This is a genomic window from Paraburkholderia sp. SOS3, from assembly GCF_001922345.1.
In the GTDB taxonomy this organism is placed as follows: Bacteria; Pseudomonadota; Gammaproteobacteria; order Burkholderiales; family Burkholderiaceae; genus Paraburkholderia.
Genome location: NZ_CP018812.1, coordinates 353,883 through 376,389, shown reverse-complemented (window position 1 = coordinate 376,389; position 22,507 = coordinate 353,883). Strand labels below are relative to the sequence as shown.

General features: G+C 61.4%; 19 protein-coding genes. 12 read left to right on the top strand and 7 right to left on the bottom strand.

The genetic code is table 11. The annotated features are described in order from the left end of the window. The first annotated feature begins 118 nt into the window (after positions 1–118). From BTO02_RS21725 to BTO02_RS21700, 6 genes are all read left to right on the top strand, one after another. Entirely contained in the window at positions 119–1,051 is a 933-nt protein-coding gene (locus BTO02_RS21725) for a LysR family transcriptional regulator (RefSeq protein ID WP_075159317.1), read from the top strand. A 131-nt stretch (positions 1,052–1,182) separates the two neighbouring features. Beyond that, entirely contained in the window at positions 1,183–2,331 is a 1,149-nt protein-coding gene (locus BTO02_RS21720) for an SRPBCC family protein (protein ID WP_075159316.1), read from the top strand. A gap of 27 nt (positions 2,332–2,358) precedes the next feature. Next, the gene (locus tag BTO02_RS21715) at positions 2,359–3,564 is read left to right on the top strand and encodes an ABC transporter ATP-binding protein (protein ID WP_075161257.1); all 1,206 of its coding nucleotides are present in this window, start codon (positions 2,359–2,361) and stop codon (positions 3,562–3,564) included. Between the two features lies 1 nt (position 3,565). Then, positions 3,566–4,627: an ABC transporter substrate-binding protein gene (locus BTO02_RS21710; protein WP_075159315.1), complete on the top strand. Its 1,062-nt coding sequence runs from the start codon at positions 3,566–3,568 to the stop codon at positions 4,625–4,627. A gap of 39 nt (positions 4,628–4,666) precedes the next feature. Continuing rightward, positions 4,667–5,932, top strand: coding sequence for an ABC transporter permease (locus tag BTO02_RS21705; RefSeq protein WP_075159314.1), 1,266 nt, complete (start codon positions 4,667–4,669; stop codon positions 5,930–5,932). 11 nt (positions 5,933–5,943) lie between these two features. Next, entirely contained in the window at positions 5,944–6,771 is an 828-nt protein-coding gene (locus tag BTO02_RS21700) for an ABC transporter permease (RefSeq protein WP_075159313.1), read from the top strand. Between the two features lie 58 nt (positions 6,772–6,829). Here BTO02_RS21700 and BTO02_RS21695 read toward each other — a convergent pair whose 3' ends face one another. Continuing rightward, the gene (locus BTO02_RS21695; RefSeq protein ID WP_075159312.1) at positions 6,830–7,132 is read right to left on the bottom strand and encodes an ArsR/SmtB family transcription factor; all 303 of its coding nucleotides are present in this window, start codon (positions 7,130–7,132) and stop codon (positions 6,830–6,832) included. Between the two features lie 14 nt (positions 7,133–7,146). Then, positions 7,147–8,952 (bottom strand): biosynthetic-type acetolactate synthase large subunit, encoded by a 1,806-nt coding sequence (gene ilvB / locus BTO02_RS21690; RefSeq protein ID WP_075159311.1) that lies wholly within the window; start codon positions 8,950–8,952, stop codon positions 7,147–7,149. Between the two features lie 593 nt (positions 8,953–9,545). Here ilvB and BTO02_RS21685 point away from each other — a divergent pair. Continuing rightward, positions 9,546–10,577, top strand: coding sequence for a GlxA family transcriptional regulator (locus BTO02_RS21685; RefSeq protein WP_075159310.1), 1,032 nt, complete (start codon positions 9,546–9,548; stop codon positions 10,575–10,577). 23 nt (positions 10,578–10,600) lie between these two features. Further along, positions 10,601–11,143, top strand: coding sequence for a G/U mismatch-specific DNA glycosylase (gene mug / locus BTO02_RS21680; RefSeq protein ID WP_075159309.1), 543 nt, complete (start codon positions 10,601–10,603; stop codon positions 11,141–11,143). Here mug and BTO02_RS21675 read toward each other — a convergent pair. Then, a complete protein-coding gene (locus tag BTO02_RS21675) occupies positions 11,133–12,152 on the bottom strand; it encodes a LysR family transcriptional regulator (RefSeq protein ID WP_075159308.1) in 1,020 nt (339 codons plus the stop codon). The genes mug and BTO02_RS21675 overlap by 11 nt on opposite strands. Positions 12,153–12,450: 298 nt before the next feature. Here BTO02_RS21675 and BTO02_RS21670 point away from each other — a divergent pair, with 298 nt between their 5' ends. The 4 genes from BTO02_RS21670 to BTO02_RS21655 all read left to right on the top strand — a co-directional run bounded on the left by BTO02_RS21670 (position 12,451) and on the right by BTO02_RS21655 (position 17,577). Continuing rightward, complete coding sequence (locus tag BTO02_RS21670) at positions 12,451–13,125, top strand: antibiotic biosynthesis monooxygenase family protein (RefSeq protein ID WP_075159307.1); 675 nt, start codon at positions 12,451–12,453, stop codon at positions 13,123–13,125. Between the two features lie 227 nt (positions 13,126–13,352). Further along, a complete protein-coding gene (locus BTO02_RS21665; protein WP_075161256.1) occupies positions 13,353–14,936 on the top strand; it encodes an MFS transporter in 1,584 nt (527 codons plus the stop codon). Between the two features lie 23 nt (positions 14,937–14,959). Then, positions 14,960–16,024, top strand: a complete 1,065-nt coding sequence (locus BTO02_RS21660) for an HlyD family secretion protein (RefSeq protein ID WP_442953478.1) — start codon at positions 14,960–14,962, stop codon at positions 16,022–16,024. Further along, positions 16,021–17,577 carry an efflux transporter outer membrane subunit gene (locus BTO02_RS21655; RefSeq protein ID WP_075159305.1) on the top strand — a complete coding sequence of 519 codons (1,557 nt, stop codon included), beginning with the start codon at positions 16,021–16,023 and terminating at the stop codon, positions 17,575–17,577. The genes BTO02_RS21660 and BTO02_RS21655 overlap by 4 nt, the downstream gene beginning before the upstream one ends. Before the next feature lie 63 nt (positions 17,578–17,640). Here BTO02_RS21655 and BTO02_RS21650 read toward each other — a convergent pair whose 3' ends face one another. From BTO02_RS21650 to BTO02_RS21635, 4 genes are all read right to left on the bottom strand, one after another. Continuing rightward, on the bottom strand, positions 17,641–18,114 hold the full coding sequence (locus BTO02_RS21650) for a RidA family protein (protein ID WP_075159304.1): 474 nt from the start codon (positions 18,112–18,114) through the stop codon (positions 17,641–17,643). A gap of 79 nt (positions 18,115–18,193) precedes the next feature. Next, entirely contained in the window at positions 18,194–20,596 is a 2,403-nt protein-coding gene (locus BTO02_RS21645; RefSeq protein ID WP_075159303.1) for a glycoside hydrolase family 3 N-terminal domain-containing protein, read from the bottom strand. Positions 20,597–20,664: 68 nt separating this feature from the next. Beyond that, the gene (locus BTO02_RS21640; RefSeq protein WP_075159302.1) at positions 20,665–21,486 is read right to left on the bottom strand and encodes a carbohydrate ABC transporter permease; all 822 of its coding nucleotides are present in this window, start codon (positions 21,484–21,486) and stop codon (positions 20,665–20,667) included. 3 nt (positions 21,487–21,489) lie between these two features. Then, a complete protein-coding gene (locus tag BTO02_RS21635) occupies positions 21,490–22,413 on the bottom strand; it encodes a carbohydrate ABC transporter permease (RefSeq protein ID WP_198039305.1) in 924 nt (307 codons plus the stop codon). Positions 22,414–22,507: the final 94 nt, after the last annotated feature.

Genomic DNA, 22,507 nt, shown 5'->3' with positions numbered 1-22,507 from the left:
TACGCTCGCGGTGCGCATCCGAAAAACACATTTCAAAAATGCAATACATCGGTTTTCCCTATGCAAAAAGATTTCTGTCGACGCACAATCGCGACAGATAACGCATCGGGGAAAGACGATGGAAGTGGGTCAATTGCATTATTCGTTGCGGCAGTTGCGCTACTTCGTGGTGACGGCGGAAGTGCTGTCGTTCACGGCGGCGGCGAGAAAGCTGCATATTTCGCAGCCCTCGATCTCGACGGCGCTGGCCGATCTCGAAGCGTCGTTCGGCGTGCAACTGTTCATCCGCCATCACGCAAGCGGTCTGTCGCTGACGCAGGCGGGCCGCGACATGCTGGGGCAAGCGCGCAATCTGCTGAAGAACGCTGAAGAATTGCAGTCGGCCGCGCGCGAGATGGACGGCGGCATGTCGGGTTCGATCTCGCTTGGCTGCATGGTGTCGCTTGCGCCGCCGGTCATGCCGGCGCTGATCAGCCGCTTTATTGCCAGTCATTCGGGGGTGACGTTCCGCACCCAGGAAGCACATCAGGACGACCTGTTGCGCGGTTTGCGCGACGGTACGCTAGACCTTGCGCTGACATACAGTCTCGACCTCACCGAAGAAATCGCCTTTACGCCGCTCGTCTCGCTGCCGCCTTACGTGATTCTGCCGAAGCTGCATCGGCTGGCACGCGCGCGAGGGCGCGCGGTTTCGCTACTGGATCTGCTCGATGAACCTTACGTGATGCTTGATCTGCCGCACAGCCGCGAATACTTCGCAGCCCTGTTCGACATGGTCGGCGCACGGCCCGTGCCGGCGTTCCGCTCGTCGCAGCCGGAAGTGGTGCGCGGCATGGTGGCCAATGGCCTTGGCTACAGCATCCTGAACTACCCGCTCAAATCATTCAAAACCGTGGACGGCGCGGACTTCGTGATCAAGCAGTTCAAGGAGGACGTATTGGCGACGACGCTTGGTATCGCGCAATCGCGGGAACTGAAGCCGCGTCAGGTCGTCAAGCGCTTTGCAGGCTTCTGCGAGACGCAGATTCGCGACCTGCACCGCGACGGTTAGACGGCGTGCCTGGCCCCGCAAAGCGTGCTGCATAGGAAAAAACTGGCTTTTACATCCAAAAACAATATTTCGGCTGGTAATTTGACTTGATAGATTGGTGTGCATCGCAATGAATGCTAGCTGGAGATGCTATGGCTGCCCTCGCAAGCTCGCCGGACAACGGATGTGAGATCGCCCGCGAATTGCTGGCGAACTGCGAGCGGCCGTTCGAGGACGCACGCTCGATGCCGCCGCGCGTCTACACATCCGATGCATTTCTCGCACTCGAGCAGCGCGAAATCTTTAGCAAGGAATGGCTATGCGTCGGCCGCGAAAGTGCGCTTGGCAAGCCCGGCGACTATCTGACCGCGCAGATCGACGCACAGCCGATCGTCGTGATACGTGACGAGGCGGGCGGGCTGCGCGCGATGTCGAACGTGTGTCTGCATCGCATGTCGGTGTTGCTCGAAGGACGCGGCAACGTCAGACGGATCGTCTGCCCGTATCACGCATGGAACTACGCGCTCGATGGCGCACTGGCCGGCGCGCCGTTGATGGAGCGGCAGCCGGGATTCTGCAAGGAAAGCTACCGGCTTGCGTCGATTCGCTGCGAAACGTGGCAGGGCTGGATATACGTCACGCTCAATGCCGACGCACCAGCCGTGGCGACGCAGCTCGAAGAGCTCACGCGGCTGATCGAGCCATACGGTATGACGGACTACGTCGAGACCTTCCACGAGGAGCATGTGTGGGATACCAACTGGAAAATCCTCGCGGAAAATTTCATGGAGAGCTATCACCTGCCGATGCTGCATCGCGCGACGGTGGGTCCGCATTCGCGGCTCGAAGAGATGGAATGTCCGCCTGGGCGGCCCGCGTTCAACTATCACTGGATCACGAAGGAAGCGTCGCTGCCGATCGGCAATGCGCATCCGGACAATACGCGCCTGCAAGGGCATTGGCGGCGCACGACCGCGCTGCTTGCGATCTACCCGACGCACCTCGTCACGCTTACGCCGGGCTACTTCTGGTATTTGCTGCTGCAGCCGCGCGGCGTCGGCCAGGTGCATATCCGCTTCGGCGGCGGGCTCTCGCCCGAATTCATCAACGATCCCAAAGCGGCCGACTATATGGCCACCCTTAAAACGCTGCTCGACGAAGTCAATGCGGAAGACCGACGCGGCGTGGAGGCCGTGTTTCGCGGTGTGCACGCGCCGCTTGCAAAGCCCGGCAACCTGAGCCATCTCGAGCGGCCGAACTATGACTTCGCTCACTATGTTGCGCGGCGAACCGCCACGTGATGACGCGCAATGGATGATCAAACGACCATGTCCAGTCAACCGTTTATTTCGTTCACCGGGGTCAGCAAGTCTTACGACGGTGTTCACAGCGTCGTCGAAGGGCTCGATCTCGACGTTGCGCGCGGCGAATTCGTGTCGCTGTTGGGCCCGTCCGGTTCGGGCAAGACGACGACGCTGATGATGCTTGCGGGCTTCGAATCGCCGACGCGCGGCGAGATTCGCCTGAACGGCAAACGGCTCGACGACAAGCCGGCGCATCAGCGCGATATCGGCATGGTGTTTCAGAACTACGCGCTGTTCCCGCATATGACGATCGCTGAAAACGTCGCGTTTCCGCTATCGGTGCGCAGGATCGGCCGCAGCGAACAGAAGGCGCGCGTGGCGCGGGCGCTCGAGATGGTCGAACTGCCGCATCTTGCGGGCAGGCGTCCTGCGCAATTGTCGGGCGGCCAGCAGCAGCGAGTCGCGCTTGCGCGCGCGCTGGTGTTCGAGCCGAGCGTGGTGCTGATGGATGAGCCGCTCGGCGCGCTCGACAAGCGTCTGCGCGAAAGCATGCAATACGAAATCATGCGGCTGCATCGTGAACTGTCTTTGACGATTGTCTACGTCACACATGACCAGAACGAAGCGCTGACGATGTCGGATCGCGTCGCGGTTTTTTCCGATGGACGCATCCAGCAGGCGGCGACGCCGACCGAACTCTATGAAAACGCCGCGAATGCATTCGTTGCGAACTTCGTCGGTGAAAACAATGGCCTCACCGGCCGCGTCGTGACGAATAGCGGCGAGTGGGCCACGCTGCGCCTCGCCGACGGCACGCCGATCAGCGGCCGCGCGGGCGCTGGCCTGCGCGATGGTGGCGAAGCGATGCTCGCGCTGCGGCCCGAACGCGCCCACATTGCCGCGGCAGCAGACGCGGCGCCGGGCGGCGCCGCGCGCAGCGAAAACGAAGAATTCAACGTCGTCCATGCACTGGTGCAAGAACTCGTCTATTGCGGCGACCACCATCGCGTGCATCTGAAACTGGCTCATGGCGAGAGCGTGATCGTGAAGGTGCCGAATACGCAGCACCACGATCTGCCTGCGCTCGGTCATACCGCGGCCGTGACGTGGCGCCGCGACGACTGCAAGGTACTACCCGCACTTTCTGCGCGCGTCGCGGTAACGACCGACGACGACGCAGCGTTTTCACCTTCATCGTCCGCATCGCCACTTATCGCAGGAGCCAACTAAAATGCACGCTACCCGTTCCCGCTTCCCGCGCGGCGCCGTTCTGGCCGCCGTCGCCGTTTTCTCGATCCTTTCTGGCGCCGCGCACGCCGCCGACACGCTGTCGGTCGTTACATTCGGCGGCGCGTACGAAACCGCTGCAAAGAAGGCCTGGTTCGAGCCGTTCACCGCGAAGACCGGCGTGAATTTCTCGCTCGAATCGTATGACGGCGGCCTCGCGAAACTGAACGCGATGGAGCAGGCCAAGAACCCCACGTGGGATCTGATCGACCTCGAGACGAATGATGCGATCACCGCGTGCGACGAAGGTCTGCTGCAGAAGTTCGACCGCAAGCTGCTCGGCAATACGAGCGATTTTCTGCCGGGCTCGATCAGCGATTGCGCGGTATCGGCCATGGTGTGGTCGACGGTTTACGCCTACGACACGACGAAGCTGACTACGCCGCCGACCACGATCAACGATTTCTTCGATCTGAAGAAATTCCCGGGCAAACGCGGCATGCGCAAATCGCCGAAGGTCGCGATGGAATGGGCGTTGATTGCCGACGGCGTCGCGCCGAAGGATGTCTATAAGGTGCTCGGTACGCCGGCCGGCGTCGATCGTGCGTTCAAGAAGCTCGATACGATCAAGTCGAGCATCGTGTGGTGGGACGCCGGTGCGCAGGCGCCGCAGCTGCTCGCCGACGGCGCGGTGGTGATGACGCAGGCGTACAACGGGCGCATCGACGACGCGATGCACAAGGACAACAAGCCGTTCAAGATCGTTTGGGATGCCCAGGTTTACGATTACGAGTGGTGGGGTATTCCCGCAGGCGCGAAGCATGCGGCCGATGCCACGAAGTTCATCGTTGCGGCATCGACGCCGCAAGCGTACGCCGATCTGTCGAAGTACATCGCGTACGCGCCGCCGCGCAAGGACGCAATTCCGCTGATCGACAAGAAACGCCTCGCTGACCTGCCGACCGCGCCGGCCAACTTCAAGCGTCCGCTGCAGATCAACGCGACGTTCTGGGCCGACAACGCGGATGCGATCAACAAGCGCTTCCAGGTGTGGCTTACCCAGTAATACAGCTATCACATCAGTATCGAGCAGACAGGCGCAACGATGAACACGACATTGCATCCGCCGGCATCCCTCGACGCCGGCGCAGGCACCGGCAGCAGCGGCAACCGTCCTGCGTGGCGCCGCGCGCGCCGCAAAGCAGCCGCGCAGGCGCTGCTGCTCGCGTTGCCGCTGCTCGTGTTCCTGCTTGCGACGTTCGTCGCGCCGATCGCAAGCCTGCTGGCCCGCAGCGTGCAAAACCCCGAAGTGCGCGACAGCATGCCGCAACTGACGGCGGTCCTGCATGCATGGGACGGTAACGGCGTGCCCGGCGAAGCGGCATTTTCCGCGCTTGCGCAAGGGCTCAAACAGGCTGCGGAAACGGGCGACCTCGGCAATGTCGCGCGCCGGATGAACTTCTATCAACCGGAATTCCGCAGCCTGCTGATGAAGACCGCGCGCGAGACGCGCTCGCAAACACCGGCCGCATGGAAGCCTGCGCTGATCGATATCGATTCGCGCTGGGGCGAGAACCAGACGTGGCGTCTATTGAAGCGCGCGGCCGCCTCGCCGACGCCCGACTATCTGCTCAATGCCGTCGACGCGCAGGTGGCGTCCGACGGATCGGTCGGCGAGGTACCTGCCGATAGCGCGGTCTATCGCGCCGCGTTCCTGCGCACGGTGCAGATCAGCGCGACGGTTACGCTGCTATGCCTGCTGCTCGGTTATCCGGTCGCGTATCTGCTTGCAACGCTGCCGCCGAGGCAAAGCAACCGCCTGATGCTGTTCGTGATCGTGCCGTTCTGGACGTCGCTGCTCGTGCGTACGACCGCATGGTATGTGCTGTTGCAACCCGGGGGTGTGATCAACGCCGCGCTGATGAACCTCGGCATCGTGCACCATCCGTTGTCGCTGATCTTCAACCGTACGGGCGTGCTGATCGGCATGACGCACATCCTGCTGCCTTATATGATTCTCGCCATCTATTCGGTGATGAAAGGCGTATCGCCGGTGTATGTGCGCGCTGCGCAGTCGCTCGGCGCGCATCCGGCCGTCGCTTTCGTGCGTGTCTATGTTCCGCAGACGCTGCCCGGTGTCGGCGCGGGATGTTTTCTGGTCTTCGTGCTCGCGCTCGGCTACTACATCACGCCCGCACTGCTTGGCGGCGCCGGCGACGAAATGATCAGCCAACTGATCGCGATGCAAACGAACGAACTGTTGAACTGGGGGCTTGCGGGCGCGCTGTCGTGCTACCTCGTGATCTTCACGGCCGTGTTCTATTTCGTGTTCAACCGGCTGGTCGGCATCGACCGGTTGCGATTCGGCTAACGGAGGCCAGCATGCAAGCCCAGGGTAACCGGATGCTGTCGGAGCGAATTGCAAGCGGATGGCTGCGCGTGCATTGCGCCGTGATCTTCCTGTTTCTCGTCGCGCCGATTCTTGCGATCGTGCCGCTGTCGTTCAATTCGGGTTCGTTCTTTTCATATCCGATGGAGGGCTTTTCGCTGCGTTGGTATGCGCAGGCGTTCGGCTCGCATGACTGGCAACTGGCATTCGCGAACAGCATCGGCATCGGCGCGGTTGCGACACTGATCGCGACCTGCCTCGGCACGCTCGCGGCGCTAGGCTTGAGCCGTTCGGTGTTTCCGTTTCGCGCGATCATCATGCCGATGCTGATCTCGCCGATGATCATCCCGATCGTCGTGGTCGCAGCCGGCTTTTATCTGATCTTCGCGCCGCTCGGCCTCGTGAATTCATATCTGGGCGTGATCCTCGCGCACGCAGCGCTCGGCACGCCGTTTGTCGTGATCACGGTGACCGCCTCGCTGCTTTCGTTCGACCAAAGCCTGCTGCGCGCCGCGTCCGGGCTCGGAGCGCGCCCATGGACGACGTTCCGCCGCGTCACATTGCCGCTGATCGCGCCGGCCGTCGCGACGGGCAGTGTGTTTGCATTCGCCACTTCGTTCGATGAGGTGATCGTCATTCTGTTTATCGGCGGCCCCGACCAACGCACGGTGCCGAGGCAGATGTGGAGTGGCATTCGCGACCAGATCAACCCGTCGATTCTCGCGGTGGCGACCGTGCTGATCGTGTTTGCGACGCTGCTTTTCACGGCGATGAACTGGCTGCGCGGCAGGGCGGCCGCTGCGGCGTCATCGTCGGGCTAGCGTACGCCAAAGCGGCGCGCCAAAGCGGGATCACACGCGTACTCCGCACGCGATTACGCTACTCGAGCTCATTCGCGAGCTGTGCGACGAATCGCCGGATCGTCTCCTCGTCGCGGGATACATACACCCATTGCCCGACACGATGCATTCTCAGGAGGCCGGCTTGCGTCAGCATCGCAAGATGCGCGGAAACCGTCGATTGCGACAGCTTCGTGCGCGCGTGGATCGTGCCGATCGAGACGCTATCCGGATGACGAGAGCGATTCTGCGGGAAATGCAGGCCTGGGCTTTTCAACCACATCAGAATCTCGCGCCGCAACGGATGCGCCAGTACCTTGTGAATTCTGTCTACGTCGATCATGGGGCACCGCCTGGTTAGAACATGTCCGAGGCGGTCTGCCGGCGCCCGGCCTCGTGCGGCGCCCTCTCGAGCAGCGGCCTCGATGGGATGAACGGTCCTGTGACCATCTGCGGGTAGCTCTGGCCAGGCCCGACCATCGGGAAGACATCGGCATTCTGATCGATCATCACTTCGAGAAACGCAGGCCCGTCGAATTCGACGAATGCCCGGAGACTCCCTTCGAGCTCTCCGATTGTTTCGACGCGGCGCGCAAAGGCGAAGCCATCGGCTTTTGCCGACATGACAAAGTCTTTGCTATGCAGCGCCTTGTCGCTGACGCAAAAGCGACTTTCGTAGAAGAGGCGCTGCCACTGCCGGATCATCCCGTCGCCGAGATTGTTGAGCAGCAGAACCTTGATGGGCACGCCGTACGTGGTGGCTGTTTCGAGGTCGCCGGCATTCATGCGGATGCTGCCGTCGCCATCGATGTCGATCACGAGCGCGTCCGGTCGCGCGAATTGCGCACCGATGGCTGCCGGCAGCCCGAAACCCATCGTCCCCATGCTGCCCGACGTCAGGAAGCTTCGCGGCTCGATGAAGTCGAAATATTGCGCGGCCCACATCTGATGCTGACCGACACCCGTGGTGACGATCGCGCGCCCGCCGGTCATTTCGCCAAGCTTCTCGACGACGAACTGCGGTTGAATGAGCGCGCTGTTGCGGTCGTAGTTCATGCCATATGTGAGCTTCAGTTCGGCGATATGCTCGAGCCACGCTACAGGCGACCGTACGGCAGGGCTTTCTTCCATCAGAGACAGCAAGGTATCTCTGGCATCGCCGACATGCGCCCAGTCCGCGCGCTTGATCTTGTTGATCTCCGCTGCGTCGATATCGATATGCGCAACGTGCCGCGCGCGAGGCGCGAACGCGTGAGGACGTCCGCCGGCCACGCGATCGTCGAATCGCGCGCCGACTGCGATCAGGAAGTCGCAATCTTCAACCGCATAGTTCGCGCAGGCGGCGCCGTGCATGCCAAGCATGCCGAGGCGAAGCGGATGTCTGGTCGGCAACGCGCCGAGCGCCATCAGCGTGGTGACGACAGGAATCTTGTAGCGCTCGGCAAACTCGCGCAGTTCGGCGGCGGCACCTGCCGCAATCACGCCTCCGCCTACATACAGCAACGGCCGTTCGCTTTGTGCAAGAAGCTCGAAGAATTCCGCGCGTTTGCCCGGTTTGAGCCGGGCGCCCCGCGCCACCATGCGCAGGCGGTCGGAGTAGCCGCGAAAATGCAAGGTGCCGTGGCCTTTATAGGTTCCTTGCCAGTTCTGGATGTCCTTCGGCACGTCGACCACGACAGGGCCCGGTCGGCCGGTTCGCGCGATGTCGAATGCAGTTCTTAGCGTCTCCTCGAGTTTGGCCGGGTCCGTCACCAGAAAGACCTGCTTTGCGCACGCCGACATGATGTTGAAGACGGGCGCCTCCTGGAACGCATCGGACCCGATCGCGGCACGCGGCACCTGTCCGCAAATCAGCACGACGGGCACCGAATCGCCGTTGCAATCCGCGATCGGCGTCAGCGCATTCGTTGCACCAGGCCCCGACGTGACCATGAACACGCCGACCTTTCCGCTTGCGCGTGCATACCCGGCGGCCATAAAGCCCGCGGCCTGTTCGTTAGCCGGCACGACGAGCTTGATCTGGCGTTCAGGGCGTTGTTCAACCATTTCGTTGAAGCGAAACACGGCGTCGTAGGTCGGGAGGATCGCGCCGCCGCTATAGCCGAATACGGTGTCGACTCCCTGTTCGCTAAGCACGCGCAGGATGATGTCGGCGCCCGACATGGATCTGCCGGCTTCCGGCGATGTCGGCATGGCATGTGGGGCGACGTTCGGGTTCTGGTTCACGGCTGAATCTCGCACTGAAACTCGCACGCAAACGCGTACGGAAAGGGCGCCGATCGTTTCGGCGCCGGGCTCAAAGGTTGATATCCCTTTCAACTCGGGAACAGCGTATGTTCGGCACCAGCTTATGGACGGCTGTTTCGGCGGTTCTCCGTATAGCCGGTCCATCTGACATCTCGTTGATGTGCTTCCGGAAGAATTGCGAGGGTTTGGTGACGATAATTCTGCCAACGATCGAAACTGCGTGGCGTTCCGTCGAGGCGCTTCGCTGGCCAAAATGGGCGGCTTCCAGGACACGACGATCCAAGGCCCGCATTCGCGTTCGCGATGCATCGCAACATTGCGCGGCGCTTCTCACTTGTTACATCGACGCAAGAGTCAGTTAACGGAACGGGTGTGCTAGTTATGCAGGCATTGAGGTAATCTGGGCCATCGCTCGCTACACGGCATATCGCGATGAATCGAAATAGAGCGATCGGACGATGAGCCGCGGTACCCAAAAGAGTTCGCTGTACTTGAAGAAGGTCAGATCAATGAAAGTCGCCATTGTTGTGTTCGATGGTGTGCAAGCGCTAGACGTCGCAGGCCCCATGGACGTGTTTGCCGAAGCCAATACGCTTCTTCCTGAACATCGGAAATATCAGGTTGCGCTCGTCGGCGCGCAGGCCGGCTATGTCACCAGCGCAAACGGCATGCAACTGTCGGTACCCTTTGGCTACGCGGATTTCGACATTCAGGCAGATCTGCTTATCGTCGCGGGCGGCCCCAGGCTGCCCGATTACCGGCCACGGCCCGAATTGCTGGCGTGGCTGCAAAGTCAGGCGCGCGGCGCCGCGCGATATGGCTCCGTCTGCAACGGCGCGTTCGTGCTCGGCCGCGCCGGCCTGCTCGACGGCAAGCAAGCGACCACGCACTGGGCTGAAGCAGCGCGTCTCGCCGACGACTTTCCGCACGCGCACGTGCAGCCCGACCGTATATTCACGCGTGATGGGCGTCTGTTCACGTCGGCCGGCGTCACGGCGGGCATCGATCTGTGTCTGTCGCTCGTGGCCGAAGACTGCGGCCACGAGATCGCGGTGCGCGTGGCAAAACGCCTTGTCGTCTATATCCAGAGAGAAGGCGGGCAATCTCAGTACAGCCCATACATTGGCATACGCAAAGGCCAGGATCCGATCATCGGCAAGGTGCACCGGTATGTGACCGAGCATCTGGCCGATACGCTATCGATCGAACAGCTGGCGAAGGCCGTTTCCGTGAGCCGGCGTACGTTCTCGCGGCTCTTTGCGAAATACGCGAAGGTCACGCCGTCCGCATTTGTCGAACAGGTGCGCGTGGATGCCGCGAGAAAGATGCTTGAAGAAACGGATGCTCCGCTCAAGACGGTCGCGTTCAAATGCGGCTTTCATAGTGCGACGCATATGCGCACGACATTTGCGCGGCGGCTTGACGTGACGCCCAGGCAATATCGGCAGCGATTCCGTGGCGATGCCGAGGATCGACAGCCGTGGACTTGCAACAGCGCCGGCGAGCGAGTCGTGTCGAACCTCGAAGAAGAAATGGCTTAAGTTCGGGAGAAAAGTCCAGATCGATGTCTTCCTCCATTTCTCTTCAAAGTCTTCCGGATATTCTTGCGCCCGGCTTATCGGTCGTTTTTTGCGGGATCAACCCGGGCTTGCTGGCGGCGTCGACGGGCCGCCACTTCGCAGGCCACAGCAACCGCTTCTGGCGCGTCATGCATCGCGCAGGCTTTACGCCGGAACAGTTTCGTCCTGAAGACGACCGTACCTTGCTGCAATACGGTTATGGCCTGACAACTGCAATTTCGCGTGCAACGGCCCGCGCGAATGATCTCTCGCTAGCCGAGATCAAAGCAGCTACGCTCGACTTCGAACAGAAGATCGGACGGTATGCGCCGAGATACATCGCGTTTCTCGGGAAAATGGCGTTTTCTGCCATGTCCGGCACGCGTGACATTCAATGGGGCTTGCAATCGGCTGCATTCGGCGGTGCGCGTGTCTGGGTATTGCCGAATCCTAGCGGCCTGAACCGCGCATTCAGCCTCGACGCGCTCGTTAGCGCTTATCGCGAGCTTCAGCTCGCGGCTGCGTCCACGCATTCTGCTATTGCGTAGCGACGCCGGCTTCCTTCTTTGCGCGCTTTGCGACCTTGCGGCGGGTTGTAACGGGCGTTGCGACGGCAGAATCGCTGGCAGCGCCATCGATAGGGTCCGCATTGCCCGCGTACTGAAGGTGCACATTTCTACGCAATGTCTCGGTAACGAACTCGACGAAGGTGCGAACCTTGCCGCTCGCGCCACGGCGCTCGACATGGAGCAGATTGACTGGCGTCGACTCGGGTTCGAAGGCAGTGAGGACGGGCTGCAGATTTCCCTCCAGCGCCTCGGGTGCCGCCTGGTACGAGAACAGCTGCGTGATTCCCGCACCGTCGACGGCCGCCGCCACCGCTACGGGCGCGAGATTGACGATCATCTTCGGCTGAAGCCGGACCGGTACCCGCAATCCATTTTCATAGAACAGCCATTCGAACGGATGCGTAACACCGGTAAAAGACACACATCGATGATCGGCGAGGTCTCTTGGGTGAAGCGGTTCCCCATGCGTGGCCAGATAGGCGGGAGCCGCGTACGTCCGGCGCCGGACAAAGCCCAACGGCACGGCGAATATCGACGAATCTCCGAGATGACCAATGCGGATTGCGATGTCCACGCCGTCTTCGAGAAGGCGCGTCGTGCGATCGTCGTAGACCGCGTTGATGTTGAGGTCCGGATAGCGGCGCGCATAGGCGTTGACGAGCGGTGCGATGAATCGCTGGCCGAACAGCACGGGAGCCGAGACCGTTAGCGTGCCGACCGGGTTGTTCTGGTCGACCGATATGTTCGCCTCCGCATCGATGATCGTATCGAGGACGCGGCGGCACATATCGAGGTACGACATGCCTGCTTCCGTCGGGCGGATCGAGCGCGTGGTTCGCGTCAGCAATTGCGTGCCGAGGCGCGCTTCGAGCGAGGTCAGCGCGCGTGAAACCGCAGGGGCCGACATGCCGAGTTTCTCCGACGCGCCGGTGAAGCTGCTTCGATCGACGATGGCAACGAACACCTCCATCTCGCGTAATCTGTCCATCCCGCTACCCAGCCTTCCCATGCATTTACCGTTATCGATTGTAAGCGTGCTGTCATGCATGCCGGTGCCGCATCCGGACGATTGGCCCGAGAACGTATAAAGATGGCCAATTGGAAATCCATCTAAAGAGCGGCCTGATCGAAGTTTCGAATATTTGCGTTGGCAAATTTCGCGCACTGATTGGCCCGATTGCCAGACTCCTTTGGCTTTAAGTATCGCCGACCATCGCCGACAATAAATCAAGCCGCGATGCGATACGCGATATCAGCATACCTAACCAGATCAAGGAGTCTGTTCCATGTTCGCTGCAATGCTTGAAGTCAATCCCTATGCCGAGCAGTTCGACGCCTATCTCGGCATGGCAAAGATGCTTCGCCCCGAGCTCGAAGCAACCGACGGCTTTATCGACAACACGCGTTACGCGAGTCTGACGCGAGAGGCATGGCTTCTCTCGCTGTCGAGCTGGCGCGACGAGAAATCGCTCGTGCGCTGGCGTGTCTCGACAAAACACCACAAGGTGCAGGAAGCGGCGCGCGAGCGCGTCTTCGCCGACTATCGGCTGCGTATCGGCCAGGTCGTCGCCGATACTCGAATTCCCGCGGGTCACACGTTGCAGGAGCAGCGACTCGACGTGACCGAGACCGGAGCCGGCAAGGCGGTCATGCTGCTCGACGCGAAGCGTTCGCCGGAATGGGTCAGGCAGGCCGGCGCAGAAGCGGTTGCGCGATCGCTAGGGTTCGATCCGCGCGCGCCAGGCCTCGTCGCATGGGACGCATTCGATGCGTTATTGACGCCGGGCGATGTGATCGCCGTGGTGACATGGAAAGACCTGGACGCGGCCGAAGCATTCGCGCGCCGCGCGACGCTGCCCGATGGAGTGCGTCTGCGGCAGGTTCGCATCGTTCGCGAGTATGGGATGTTCGATCGTCGCGAGGCGCCGCAATACTTCGATGAGAAGCAACGCACGGCATAGCGCAACCGTTCGCGATACTGGCCGGCAAACAGGCACTGCCCGACCCGTCAACTGTCACGCACGTGAAGACGGTTTTGGCCAGATTGACGAACAGATCGGCCTGAAACCGGGCCCATGCCGGCTTCAATCATTTCGATTTCCTCTTCTAAAATTCAACGGCTATCACTGCGGCGTCGACGCTCATGAACACCACCGTCAACCCATGGAAAACTGGAACGGACAACGAGATGCCCGAGCGATCGTTGTCGCCGTCTGCCGGGCTGCCCGTGGACCCTCCGGCACAGCCGAAGCCTGCACAGCCGGTGCTGACGCTGCGTCTTGCCACAGGGCTGATCGGCATGCTGCTCGCTTCGCTATCGGCGATCCTGAACCAGCAGGTCACGGCACAGGCCATGACGGACATTCGCGGTGCGCTCTCGATCGGGCACGACGACGGCAGCTGGCTCACGGTTCTGTTCGAGGCAGCCAATGTTTCCGCCATGGTGTTTGCACCGTGGTTCGGCGTGACGTTCACGCTGAAGCGATTCGCGATAGGCGCCATGCTGGCCACGATGCTCTTTGGCGTGCTGTGTCCGCTTGCACCGAATCTGCCCGCGCTTTATACGTTGCGTGTATGGCAAGGCATTTCCGGCGGATGCCTGCCGCCGATGCTGATCATCGTGGCGCTGCGTTATCTGCCGCCAAAAATCAAGCTATATGGGCTTGCCGGCTACGCGCTCACGGCAACCTTTGGTCCCGCGCTCGGTACACCGCTTACGGCTTTATGGACCGAGTATGTGAATTGGCGGATGGCATTCTGGCAAGTCGTGCCGCTAGGCGTCGTGTGCTGTTTCGCGATCCATCTCGGGCTTCCTGAGGAACCTCTGAAAATCGATCGATTCCGCTCATTCAACTGGAGCGGATTCTGTACCGGGTTGCCGGCCATCGCAATGCTCGTGATTGGCTTTTTGCAGGGGGACCGCCTCGACTGGCTTAACTCGGACTTTATCTGCGTGATGCTCTATGGAGGTGCGCTGTTGCTCGTAGCGTTCCTTGTCAACGAGTGGTATCACCCGCTTCCGTTTTTCAGGCTGCAATTGCTGTCGCGCCGGAATTTCACGCATGGACTGACCACGCTGTTCGGCGCCGTCGTGCTGTTGACCGGCGTCGCCGTGATACCTGCGCAATATCTCGCGAAAATTCATGGTTACAGACCGCTGCAAACAACGCCTTTGGCGTTGCTGGTGGCTGTTCCGCTACTGCTTGCACTGCCGTTGACGGCGGCCGTGCTGAACGTCCGGCGCGTGGACTTCCGTTGGGTCATGGCCATGGGTCTTTCGTTGATGGCGGCCACGTGCATCATGGGCAGCTTCGTCACATCCGATTGGGTGCGGGAGAACTTCTATTGGCTGCAGTCGTTGCAGATCGCGGCGCAACCGATGGTGATCATGTGCATTCTGATGGGTGTCACGACAGGCTTGCCGCCAACCGAAGGTCCGTTTGCCTCGGCGATGTTCAATTCGCTGAAAACTTTCTCCGCGGCGGTTGCAACGGGTCTGATCGAAGGTTTCGGTACGGCGCGCGAGCATTTTCACTCGAGCATGCTCGTCGACCACGTGGGCAACAACATGCTGGTGACGAGCGAGAGCGTCGACGCCGCGCATGGTCTCGGCGAACTCTCCCATCGGATCCACGAACAGGCCGTGGTGCTGACCTCGGCCGACCTCTACCGGCTCATGGCGGGTGTCGCGGTTTTCCTTCTTGTGCTTGTTCCGGTTTTGCCTGTGCGTATCTATCCGCCGTGGAGCACTACGCAGCCTTCTTCCCGCTGAAACGTCGATATATGTCAACTGTCATGAATTTTCCTCGAAAAACGATTCGCGTTGCCATGTGTGTGGTCGTGCTTGGCGTCGCGGCATGGGGTTGCACGACGCTTCTTGCGGACTCGAGCACGGAATCGACCAACGATGCCTACGTGACGGCCGATTTCACGCTCGTGGCGCCGCGTATTGCCGGGCAGATTTCGGAAGTACTGGTGGAAGACAATCAGCGCGTCAAGGCCGGGCAATTGCTCGTGCGTATCGACGACCGCGACTTTCGCGCCGCGCTGATGAGCGCCGAAGCCGATGTAGCCGCGGCAAAAGCAGCGGTCGCGAACTTCGACGCCGAGATCGCGCGGCAGCCGTCGCTTGTCGATCAGGCGCGAGCAACGCTTCGCGCCGACGATGCGGCGATCCAGTTCGCGCGCGCCGACGCCGCGCGCTACCAGGATCTGTCGCAGTCGGGTGCGGGTACGACGCAGGAGCAGCAGCATGCGTCGAGCACGCTCGCTGAACAACTCGCGCGGCAGTCGCATGATGAAGCCGCGTTGCTTGCGACCCGGCAAAACCTGGAGGTGTTGCGTACGCAGCGCGACAAGGCTGCTGGTGCATTGGCTCATGCGCAAGCCGTGCTCGAACAGGCTCGGCTCAATCTTTCGTACACGGAAATTCACGCGCCGGTCGACGGCAAGGTCGGGCGGCGTTCCGTGCGTGTTGGGGCATTTGTCACGACCGGTGCGCCGCTGCTTGCGATCGTGCCGTTGTCCGATGCCTATGTCGTCGCGAACTTTCAGGAGAACCAGCTGACGAGAATGCGGCCGGGCGAGCGCGTGCGCATCAAGGTCGACAGCATGCCGGGCGTTGTCATCCAAGGGCATATCGATAGCCTTGCGCCTGCCACGGGCTTGAGCTTTGCGCCTATCGCGCCCGATAATGCGACGGGCAATTTCACGAAGGTCGTGCAGCGCGTGCCCGTGAAAATCACGATCGATCGGGAACAGGAAGCGGCTGCGGAATTGAGCGTAGGGCTCTCCGTCGAGACGGAAGTGACCGTTGCGAGCGGTGGCGACAAGCCGATCGAGGAAGCGGGTAAGAAATGAACGCGAGCGAATTTTCCATCCGCACGCCGGCGCTCGCGATATTGCTGTGCTCCGTGCTGTCGGGCTGCCTCGTCGGCCCGAACTTCGAACATCCGCACGCTCATACGCCGGACGTATTCGACCGCGCGCAAACGGCGCAAGCGACGAGCAAAGCTGTCGAATCGGAATTCAATCCGGATTGGTGGACGCTCTTCGACGATCCAATGCTGAACGCTTTGCAGCAGGAACTGACCGACGCGAATCTCGACGTGGCCGCCGCATCGGCGCGCCTGCGGGAAAGCCGGGCCGGAGAGCGCATTGCGGGCGCCGCACAATATCCAACTCTGGACGGGGCGGCGTCGTATAACCGCGAACGGGGAAGCCCGAACGGCATTCTTTCGCTGCTCGGCGTGAGTCCGGCGCAAAGTCAGCCGCAATCGGCATCCGGCGGCGCACCGCTTGGCGTGGCGCCGTTGCCGGGTTCATCGGGCTCGCCTGCTTATAACCTGTACCAGTTTGGCTTCGACGCCTCGTGGGAACTCGATATCTGGGGCGGGGTGCGGCGCGGCGTCGAGGCGGCGACGGCGCTTGCGGCTGCGTCATATGAAGATCGCAATGCCGTGCTGTTGTCCGTACGCGCCGAGCTCGCGCGGGACTACATCGAGTTGCGCGACACGCAGGCACTGCTCCAGATAGCCAGACAGAATCTCGACATTGCGCGCAACGCGACACAGCTCACGGAAATACGCAAACGCGATGGTGTGACGACCGATCTCGACGTCGCCAACGCATCGGCCCAGGTGGAGTCGATCGAAAGTCTGATTCCGGCGCTCGAGGCCCGATCGGAAACCACGATCAACGCGATTGGCGTACTGCTCGCCAAGGAACCGGGTGCGCTCAAAGCACGTCTCGTCGAGCCGCGCGATGTGCCCGAACTTCCTCGGCAGGTACCGATCGGTTTTCCATCGGAGCTCGTGCAGCGCCGGCCCGACATCAGAAGGGCGGATGCTCAGCTGCATGCGGCGACGGCGGCGATCGGCATGGCCAAAGCCGATTTCTATCCGCGCATTTCGCTGAATGGCAGTGCAGGGTTTCAAAGCCTTCAGCTGTCGAGCCTTGCGAATTGGGCATCGGGGCAGTTCGTTGTCGGCCCTTCGATCATGATGCCTATATTCGAGGGTGGCCGGCTCATGGGAACACTGGAGCTGCGCGAGGCACAGCAGCAGGAAGCGGCGATCGTGTACAAGCGCACGGTGCTGCAGGCATGGCGCGAGGTGGACGATGCGCTGATCACCTACGACGCCGAACAACGGCGGCGCGATCGGCTCAAAGCGGTGGTGAGCCTGAACGAGCGGGCGTTATCGGTGGCTCAACAGCGATACAGGCAGGGTGCGGTCGATTATCTGAATGTGTTGAACGTACAGCGGCAGTTGCTCAAAGCGCAAAGCGATCTCGAGCAGAGCGATGCCGATGCCGATATCAATCTGATTACGCTGTGCAAGGTGCTGGGCGGCGGCTGGGAGTCGACGTACGCGCAGCAGGGCGCGGTTGATAATGCCACGCCGAGCCAGTAAAGAAGGAACGGCCAGGGCCAATTGCATATAGCGTGATGGCTCGTCTAGCCGGCAAGCGCGAATTCACCTGCTGACTTTGAAGCAGAAGTCCACTTCGACGACTGCGCCTTTAGGCAACTGGAACGCGCCCACGGACGTGCGCGTATGGACGCCGGCGTTTTCGAGGACCGTCGACAGCACATCGGATGCGCCGTCGGCCACTTCGCTTTGCTGGGTAAAGTCGGGTGCGCTGCGCACGAATACGTTGATGCGCGGTACGGAAACGATCGCATCGAGGCTGCCGCAAGCATTTCTGATCAGTGCGAGCGCGCGTATCGCGGATATTCCCGCCGCGCGCTTTGCATCCTCTAGCGGGATCGCCTCTCCAGCTGCTCCGACGAAGCGAACTTCGTTGCCCACCCTTGGGATCTGGCCGGCAACATAAGCCATCTCGCCGTCGATCAGCACCGGCGTGTATTTTCCGCCTACCTTGATTTCCTCGTTGAGCGGAAAGCCCATTTCCGCGGCTAGCGTGTCCAAGCGTTCGTCTCTGGTCATGATGATGGCGGCAAGGTTCGGGTGAGTCAGGAATTCTAATGCATTGTGTAAGACGCGAGGGAGCACCACGCCACGCGCCTCAGCATACCTGCACGTCGCTGATCATGCGCCAATCGCGTTCAAGGGTTCGCGTCGCCGCGCCTTTGATCGTGAGCGTCGCGCTTAGATGGATGTCGCGGCTCGAACTGCCGATCATGAGATCGAACTCGCCCGGTTCGACAATGCGCTCGCCGCGCCTATCCGTGAAATTCAGCATGTCGACTGGCAGCCGTACACGTAAAAGCGCCTTCGCGTGCGGCTCGATCGTCACGCGCGCAAATGCCTTCAATTCCTTTACAGGTCGTGACGTCGAAGCGAGGCGGTCGCGCACATAGACCTGTACGACTTCATCGCCGCTTCGTGCACCGATGTTTTCGACGCTGAAGCGGAATTCAAAGGTGCCATCCTCGATCGGCGCTTCGGCTGCAATCAGTTCAAGCTCGCCATATGCAAAGCGCGTATACGTCAGCCCGAATCCGAACGGATAGCGCGAGCCGAAATGCCGGGCAACCGGCGTCCCCGCGCTCTTTAGACGGTGGTTATAGACGTAGGGCACGGCACCCGCGCTAGTCGGCACCGACAGCGGCAGACGGCCGCTAAAGCCGGCGCGCCCCGTCAACAGTTCGGCTAGCGCCTCGCCGCCTTTTTCTCCAGGCGCAAACGCCATGATTTGCGCGGCAATATGTTCTTCCTGGCCGCCAAGGTTATAAGGGCGGCCACCCGTCATCACGACAACGGCGGGTGTGCCCGTGGCGACGATAGCGTCCACCAATGCCTGCTGCACGCCCGGCAGTGCCAGACTGTCGGTATCGGAACCTTCTCCGACCGTTCCCGACTGGAACAGGCCCGCGAGGTCGCCGACGAATACGATCGCGACATCGGCCTCGCGTGCGGCCGCTGCCGCGGTTGCGATGCGAGACGTGTCCGTGCTGATCAGTTCGTCGCGCGCATTCGGTGCACGCGTGTCGAGCCCGACGTCGCCGGGAAACACGGGGGCTCCGGCGCGCCGCTCTTCGATGATCGAGCAGCCCTTCTGATACACCACGTTGGCCTCGCCAAGCATGGCGCGCAGAGCCTGCAACGGCGTCGTGATCGATGCAACCGACTGTTCGCCGCTGACGATCAGATGCACGGGAAAGCTGTAGCCCGCCAGCAAAGCGAGCGGGTCGTCCGCGGTTGGGCCGAGCACTGCAATTTTCTGCTTGCCGTCATTGGCCAGCGGAAGCACGCCGTCGTTGCGCAGCAGCACGGCCGACTGGCGCGCGACCTCGTGTGCGAGATCGAGTGCCGCGTCGCTGCGCAGGTCCACGCGGTCCGGGTCTGCATACGGATGTTCGAAGAGGCCGATATCGAACTTCGTACGCAGCACGCGCGTCACGGCCGCATCGATCGTCGCTTCGCTGATGTCGCCGCGTGCGAGTGCTTCCTTCAGGTGCCGCGCGCACTCGTGACCCGGCAACTCGATATCGAGGCCCGCATTGAACGATTGCGACGCGGCGTCGGCTGCGTCGCGAGCGACTCCGTGATGTGTGTACAGCAGATTCACGGCGACGTAGTCGGCGACGATCAATCCTTCGAAGCCCCACTTGTCACGCAGTACCTGGTGCAGCAGTTCGCGGTTCGTATGGCACGGCACGCCGTCGATGTCGTGATAGGCCGGCATCACGGAACCCGCGCGTGCACGCTTCACGGCCATCTCGAACGGCAGCATATAGATGTCGTTGAGTTCGCGTGGTCCGACGTGGACCGGCGCATGATTGCGCGCCCCCTCGCTCGCCGAATGCGCGACAAAGTGCTTGAGCGTCGCGAGCACATCGCGGCGCTCGCCCTGCAAGCCTTCTACGTAGCTGCATGCCATTACGCCGACGAGGTAAGGGTCTTCGCCAAACGTCTCTTCGGTACGGCCCCAGCGTGGATCGCGCGATACGTCGAGTACGGGCGCCAGTCCCTGGCGGCAGCCGATCGAGCGGGCCTGCTCGCCGATCATCTTGCCTACGCGGCCGATCAGCGCCGCATTCCACGTTGCGGCGTAGTTGAGCGACGAAGGAAAGAGCGTGGCATCCTTGATCATCAGGCCGACCAGGCACTCCTCGTGCGACATCACCGGGATGCCTAGACGCGTTTCCTCGACCATCTGCCGTTGCAACGCGTTGAGCGCCTTGACGCCTTCCCGTGGATCGACGGTATGCGTGCCGAGCGGGCGCGTCACCTGGCCCAGGCCATGACGCAGCAGCGTGTCGAGCGGCACGCCGGTGTCGCGTTGCGCAAAATCCTCCGTGCGCCATGCATGCTGACCGTCGACGGAAAGCTTGAGCCAGACCGCATGCAATTGTGCGATCTTTTCGTCGATCGTCATGCGCGCGAGCAGATCGGCGACGCGGGCCTCGGTCGGCATATGTGCGCGGCGATAAACCGGAAACTCGCTGGTGTCCTGAAGCGCCATCCATTTACTCCTAATAGGGGTATCGCGGTGATCGTTGCGGTTCGTCGAGCCTTCAGCTTTTTAGCCCTTTAGCCCTTTAGCGAGCCGGCCATCATCCCTTTGATCACGCGTTCCTGACCGAATGCATAGGCAACGATCAGCGGCAACGACGTGAGCGTGACGACCGCGAGCATGGCCGGCACATTCGATGAATATTGCCCCTGGAAATCCCATATCGCGAGCGGCAGCGTGCGATGCTCGGGTGTCGACGTCAACATGTACGCGAAGATGAATTCGTTCCACAGGCCGATGCCGTTGTAGATCGCGACCGTGGCGAGCCCTGGCGTGGACAGCGGAAAGAAAATGCGCCAGAAAATGCCGAATGGACCGCAGCCGTCCAGTTGCGCGGCTTCTTCGAGTTCGCGCGGAATCTGGCGCATGAACTCGGTGAGAATAAAAATCGAGATCGGCAGGCTTAACGCGACGTAGGGGCCAAGCAAGGCGAACGGCGTATCGTAGATGCCGAGGTTGCGTGTGAGCAGATAGATCGGCACGAGCGTTGCGTGCAGCGGCACGATCATGCCCGCGACGACGATTGCAAAGAGCGTCTTGTTCAGTGCAAAGCGCATGCGCGCGAATGCATAGGCCGCCATTGCGCTGGCCAATACGATCAGCAGGACGGAAACGCCGACAACGAACACGCTGTTACGAAAGTAGGTGAAATAGGGGCCTTGGAGCACCGCCACATAGTTGCCAAGGTAGACATGCCGGGGCAATGCCCACACCGGCGACGAATACGTTTCGTCCTGTGTTTTGAGGCTCGTCGCGACCACGAAAAGAAAGGGCAGCGTCGTGACGACGAGCCAGATCAGCGCGAGAAGCGGTACGCCCAGACGCGGTTTCGATTTCATGGTCTAGACCTCGGTCGCGTAACGGCGACTAAAGCGCAGCGATATGGCCGCGACCGCACAGACGATGATGAACATCGCCGAGCCGATCGTGCTGCCGTAGCCGAGCTGAAACGAGCTGAACACGGTGCGATACATATAGGTGGCCATCAGCTCCGAGGAGCCTTCAGGTCCGCCGCCCGTCATGACATAGATCAGGTCGAAGTAGCGCAGCGAGCCGAGCACGGCGAGCAGCACCGCGGTGCGCACAGTGCCTTGCAAATGCGGTAGCTTGATACGCCAGAAGATCACCCATTCGGACGCGCCGTCGAGACGCGCGGCTTCGGTGACCTCTACCGGCATCGAGGAAAGTCCGGCCAGAAACAGGATCATGTAAAACGGAACGTTCTGCCAGCAGATCACGGCAATGGTCGACGCGAGCGACAAATGCGGATCGCCGAGCCAGTCCTGGGCAAGCGCATCGAGACCGAGCGCGCGCAATGCGGTGTTGAGCGGACCGAAGTTCGGATCGTAGACGTTCTTGAACAGCACGCCAATGGCGACGCTCGACATCAGCAGCGGCAGAAAATAGAGAATTTTCAGCACGCGCGAACCGCGACCGGCTTTCTCGAGCAGCACGGCGAGCGCAAGTGCGATCGGCAATTCGACGACAACCGACGTGACCGCGAGAATCACATTGTTGAAGAGCGACTGCCAGAACACATTGTCGTGCGCGAGCCGGGCCCAGTTGGAAAGGCCGACGAAGCGCGCGTTGCTGCCAAGACCATTCCAGTCGAGCAGCGAAAGCCGCAGGCTAGAGACGAGCGGATAGAGCAGGAAGACCGCGAGCAGCAGCACAGCGGGCGCGAGGAACGCAGCCGCGACGAGCGCCTGCGAGGGAAAGCGCAGCCGGCGTCGGCGTTCGGATACGGCGGGGAGCACGATGTTCACGGCAGGTCTGCCGGCCGGCGCCGCGATGCATGCGATGACGGCGCCGGCCGGGCTATCCGGTTGAGATGATGAATGTGTTGTCGCAGATGTCGCC

Bases quoted from the DNA above. Each gene is read 5' to 3' on its own strand.
- BTO02_RS21725 (WP_075159317.1), top strand. From the start codon at position 119: ATGGAAGTGGGTCAATTGCATTATTCGTTGCGGCAGTTGCGCTACTTC.
- BTO02_RS21720 (WP_075159316.1), top strand. From the start codon at position 1,183: ATGGCTGCCCTCGCAAGCTCGCCGGACAACGGATGTGAGATCGCCCGC.
- BTO02_RS21715 (WP_075161257.1), top strand. From the start codon at position 2,359: ATGTCCAGTCAACCGTTTATTTCGTTCACCGGGGTCAGCAAGTCTTAC.
- BTO02_RS21710 (WP_075159315.1), top strand. From the start codon at position 3,566: ATGCACGCTACCCGTTCCCGCTTCCCGCGCGGCGCCGTTCTGGCCGCC.
- BTO02_RS21705 (WP_075159314.1), top strand. From the start codon at position 4,667: ATGAACACGACATTGCATCCGCCGGCATCCCTCGACGCCGGCGCAGGC.
- BTO02_RS21700 (WP_075159313.1), top strand. From the start codon at position 5,944: ATGCAAGCCCAGGGTAACCGGATGCTGTCGGAGCGAATTGCAAGCGGA.
- BTO02_RS21695 (WP_075159312.1), bottom strand. From the start codon at position 7,132: ATGATCGACGTAGACAGAATTCACAAGGTACTGGCGCATCCGTTGCGG.
- ilvB (WP_075159311.1), bottom strand. From the start codon at position 8,952: ATGTCGGGCGCCGACATCATCCTGCGCGTGCTTAGCGAACAGGGAGTC.
- BTO02_RS21685 (WP_075159310.1), top strand. From the start codon at position 9,546: ATGAAAGTCGCCATTGTTGTGTTCGATGGTGTGCAAGCGCTAGACGTC.
- mug (WP_075159309.1), top strand. From the start codon at position 10,601: ATGTCTTCCTCCATTTCTCTTCAAAGTCTTCCGGATATTCTTGCGCCC.
- BTO02_RS21675 (WP_075159308.1), bottom strand. From the start codon at position 12,152: ATGGACAGATTACGCGAGATGGAGGTGTTCGTTGCCATCGTCGATCGA.
- BTO02_RS21670 (WP_075159307.1), top strand. From the start codon at position 12,451: ATGTTCGCTGCAATGCTTGAAGTCAATCCCTATGCCGAGCAGTTCGAC.
- BTO02_RS21665 (WP_075161256.1), top strand. From the start codon at position 13,353: ATGCCCGAGCGATCGTTGTCGCCGTCTGCCGGGCTGCCCGTGGACCCT.
- BTO02_RS21660 (WP_442953478.1), top strand. From the start codon at position 14,960: ATGAATTTTCCTCGAAAAACGATTCGCGTTGCCATGTGTGTGGTCGTG.
- BTO02_RS21655 (WP_075159305.1), top strand. From the start codon at position 16,021: ATGAACGCGAGCGAATTTTCCATCCGCACGCCGGCGCTCGCGATATTG.
- BTO02_RS21650 (WP_075159304.1), bottom strand. From the start codon at position 18,114: ATGACCAGAGACGAACGCTTGGACACGCTAGCCGCGGAAATGGGCTTT.
- BTO02_RS21645 (WP_075159303.1), bottom strand. From the start codon at position 20,596: ATGGCGCTTCAGGACACCAGCGAGTTTCCGGTTTATCGCCGCGCACAT.
- BTO02_RS21640 (WP_075159302.1), bottom strand. From the start codon at position 21,486: ATGAAATCGAAACCGCGTCTGGGCGTACCGCTTCTCGCGCTGATCTGG.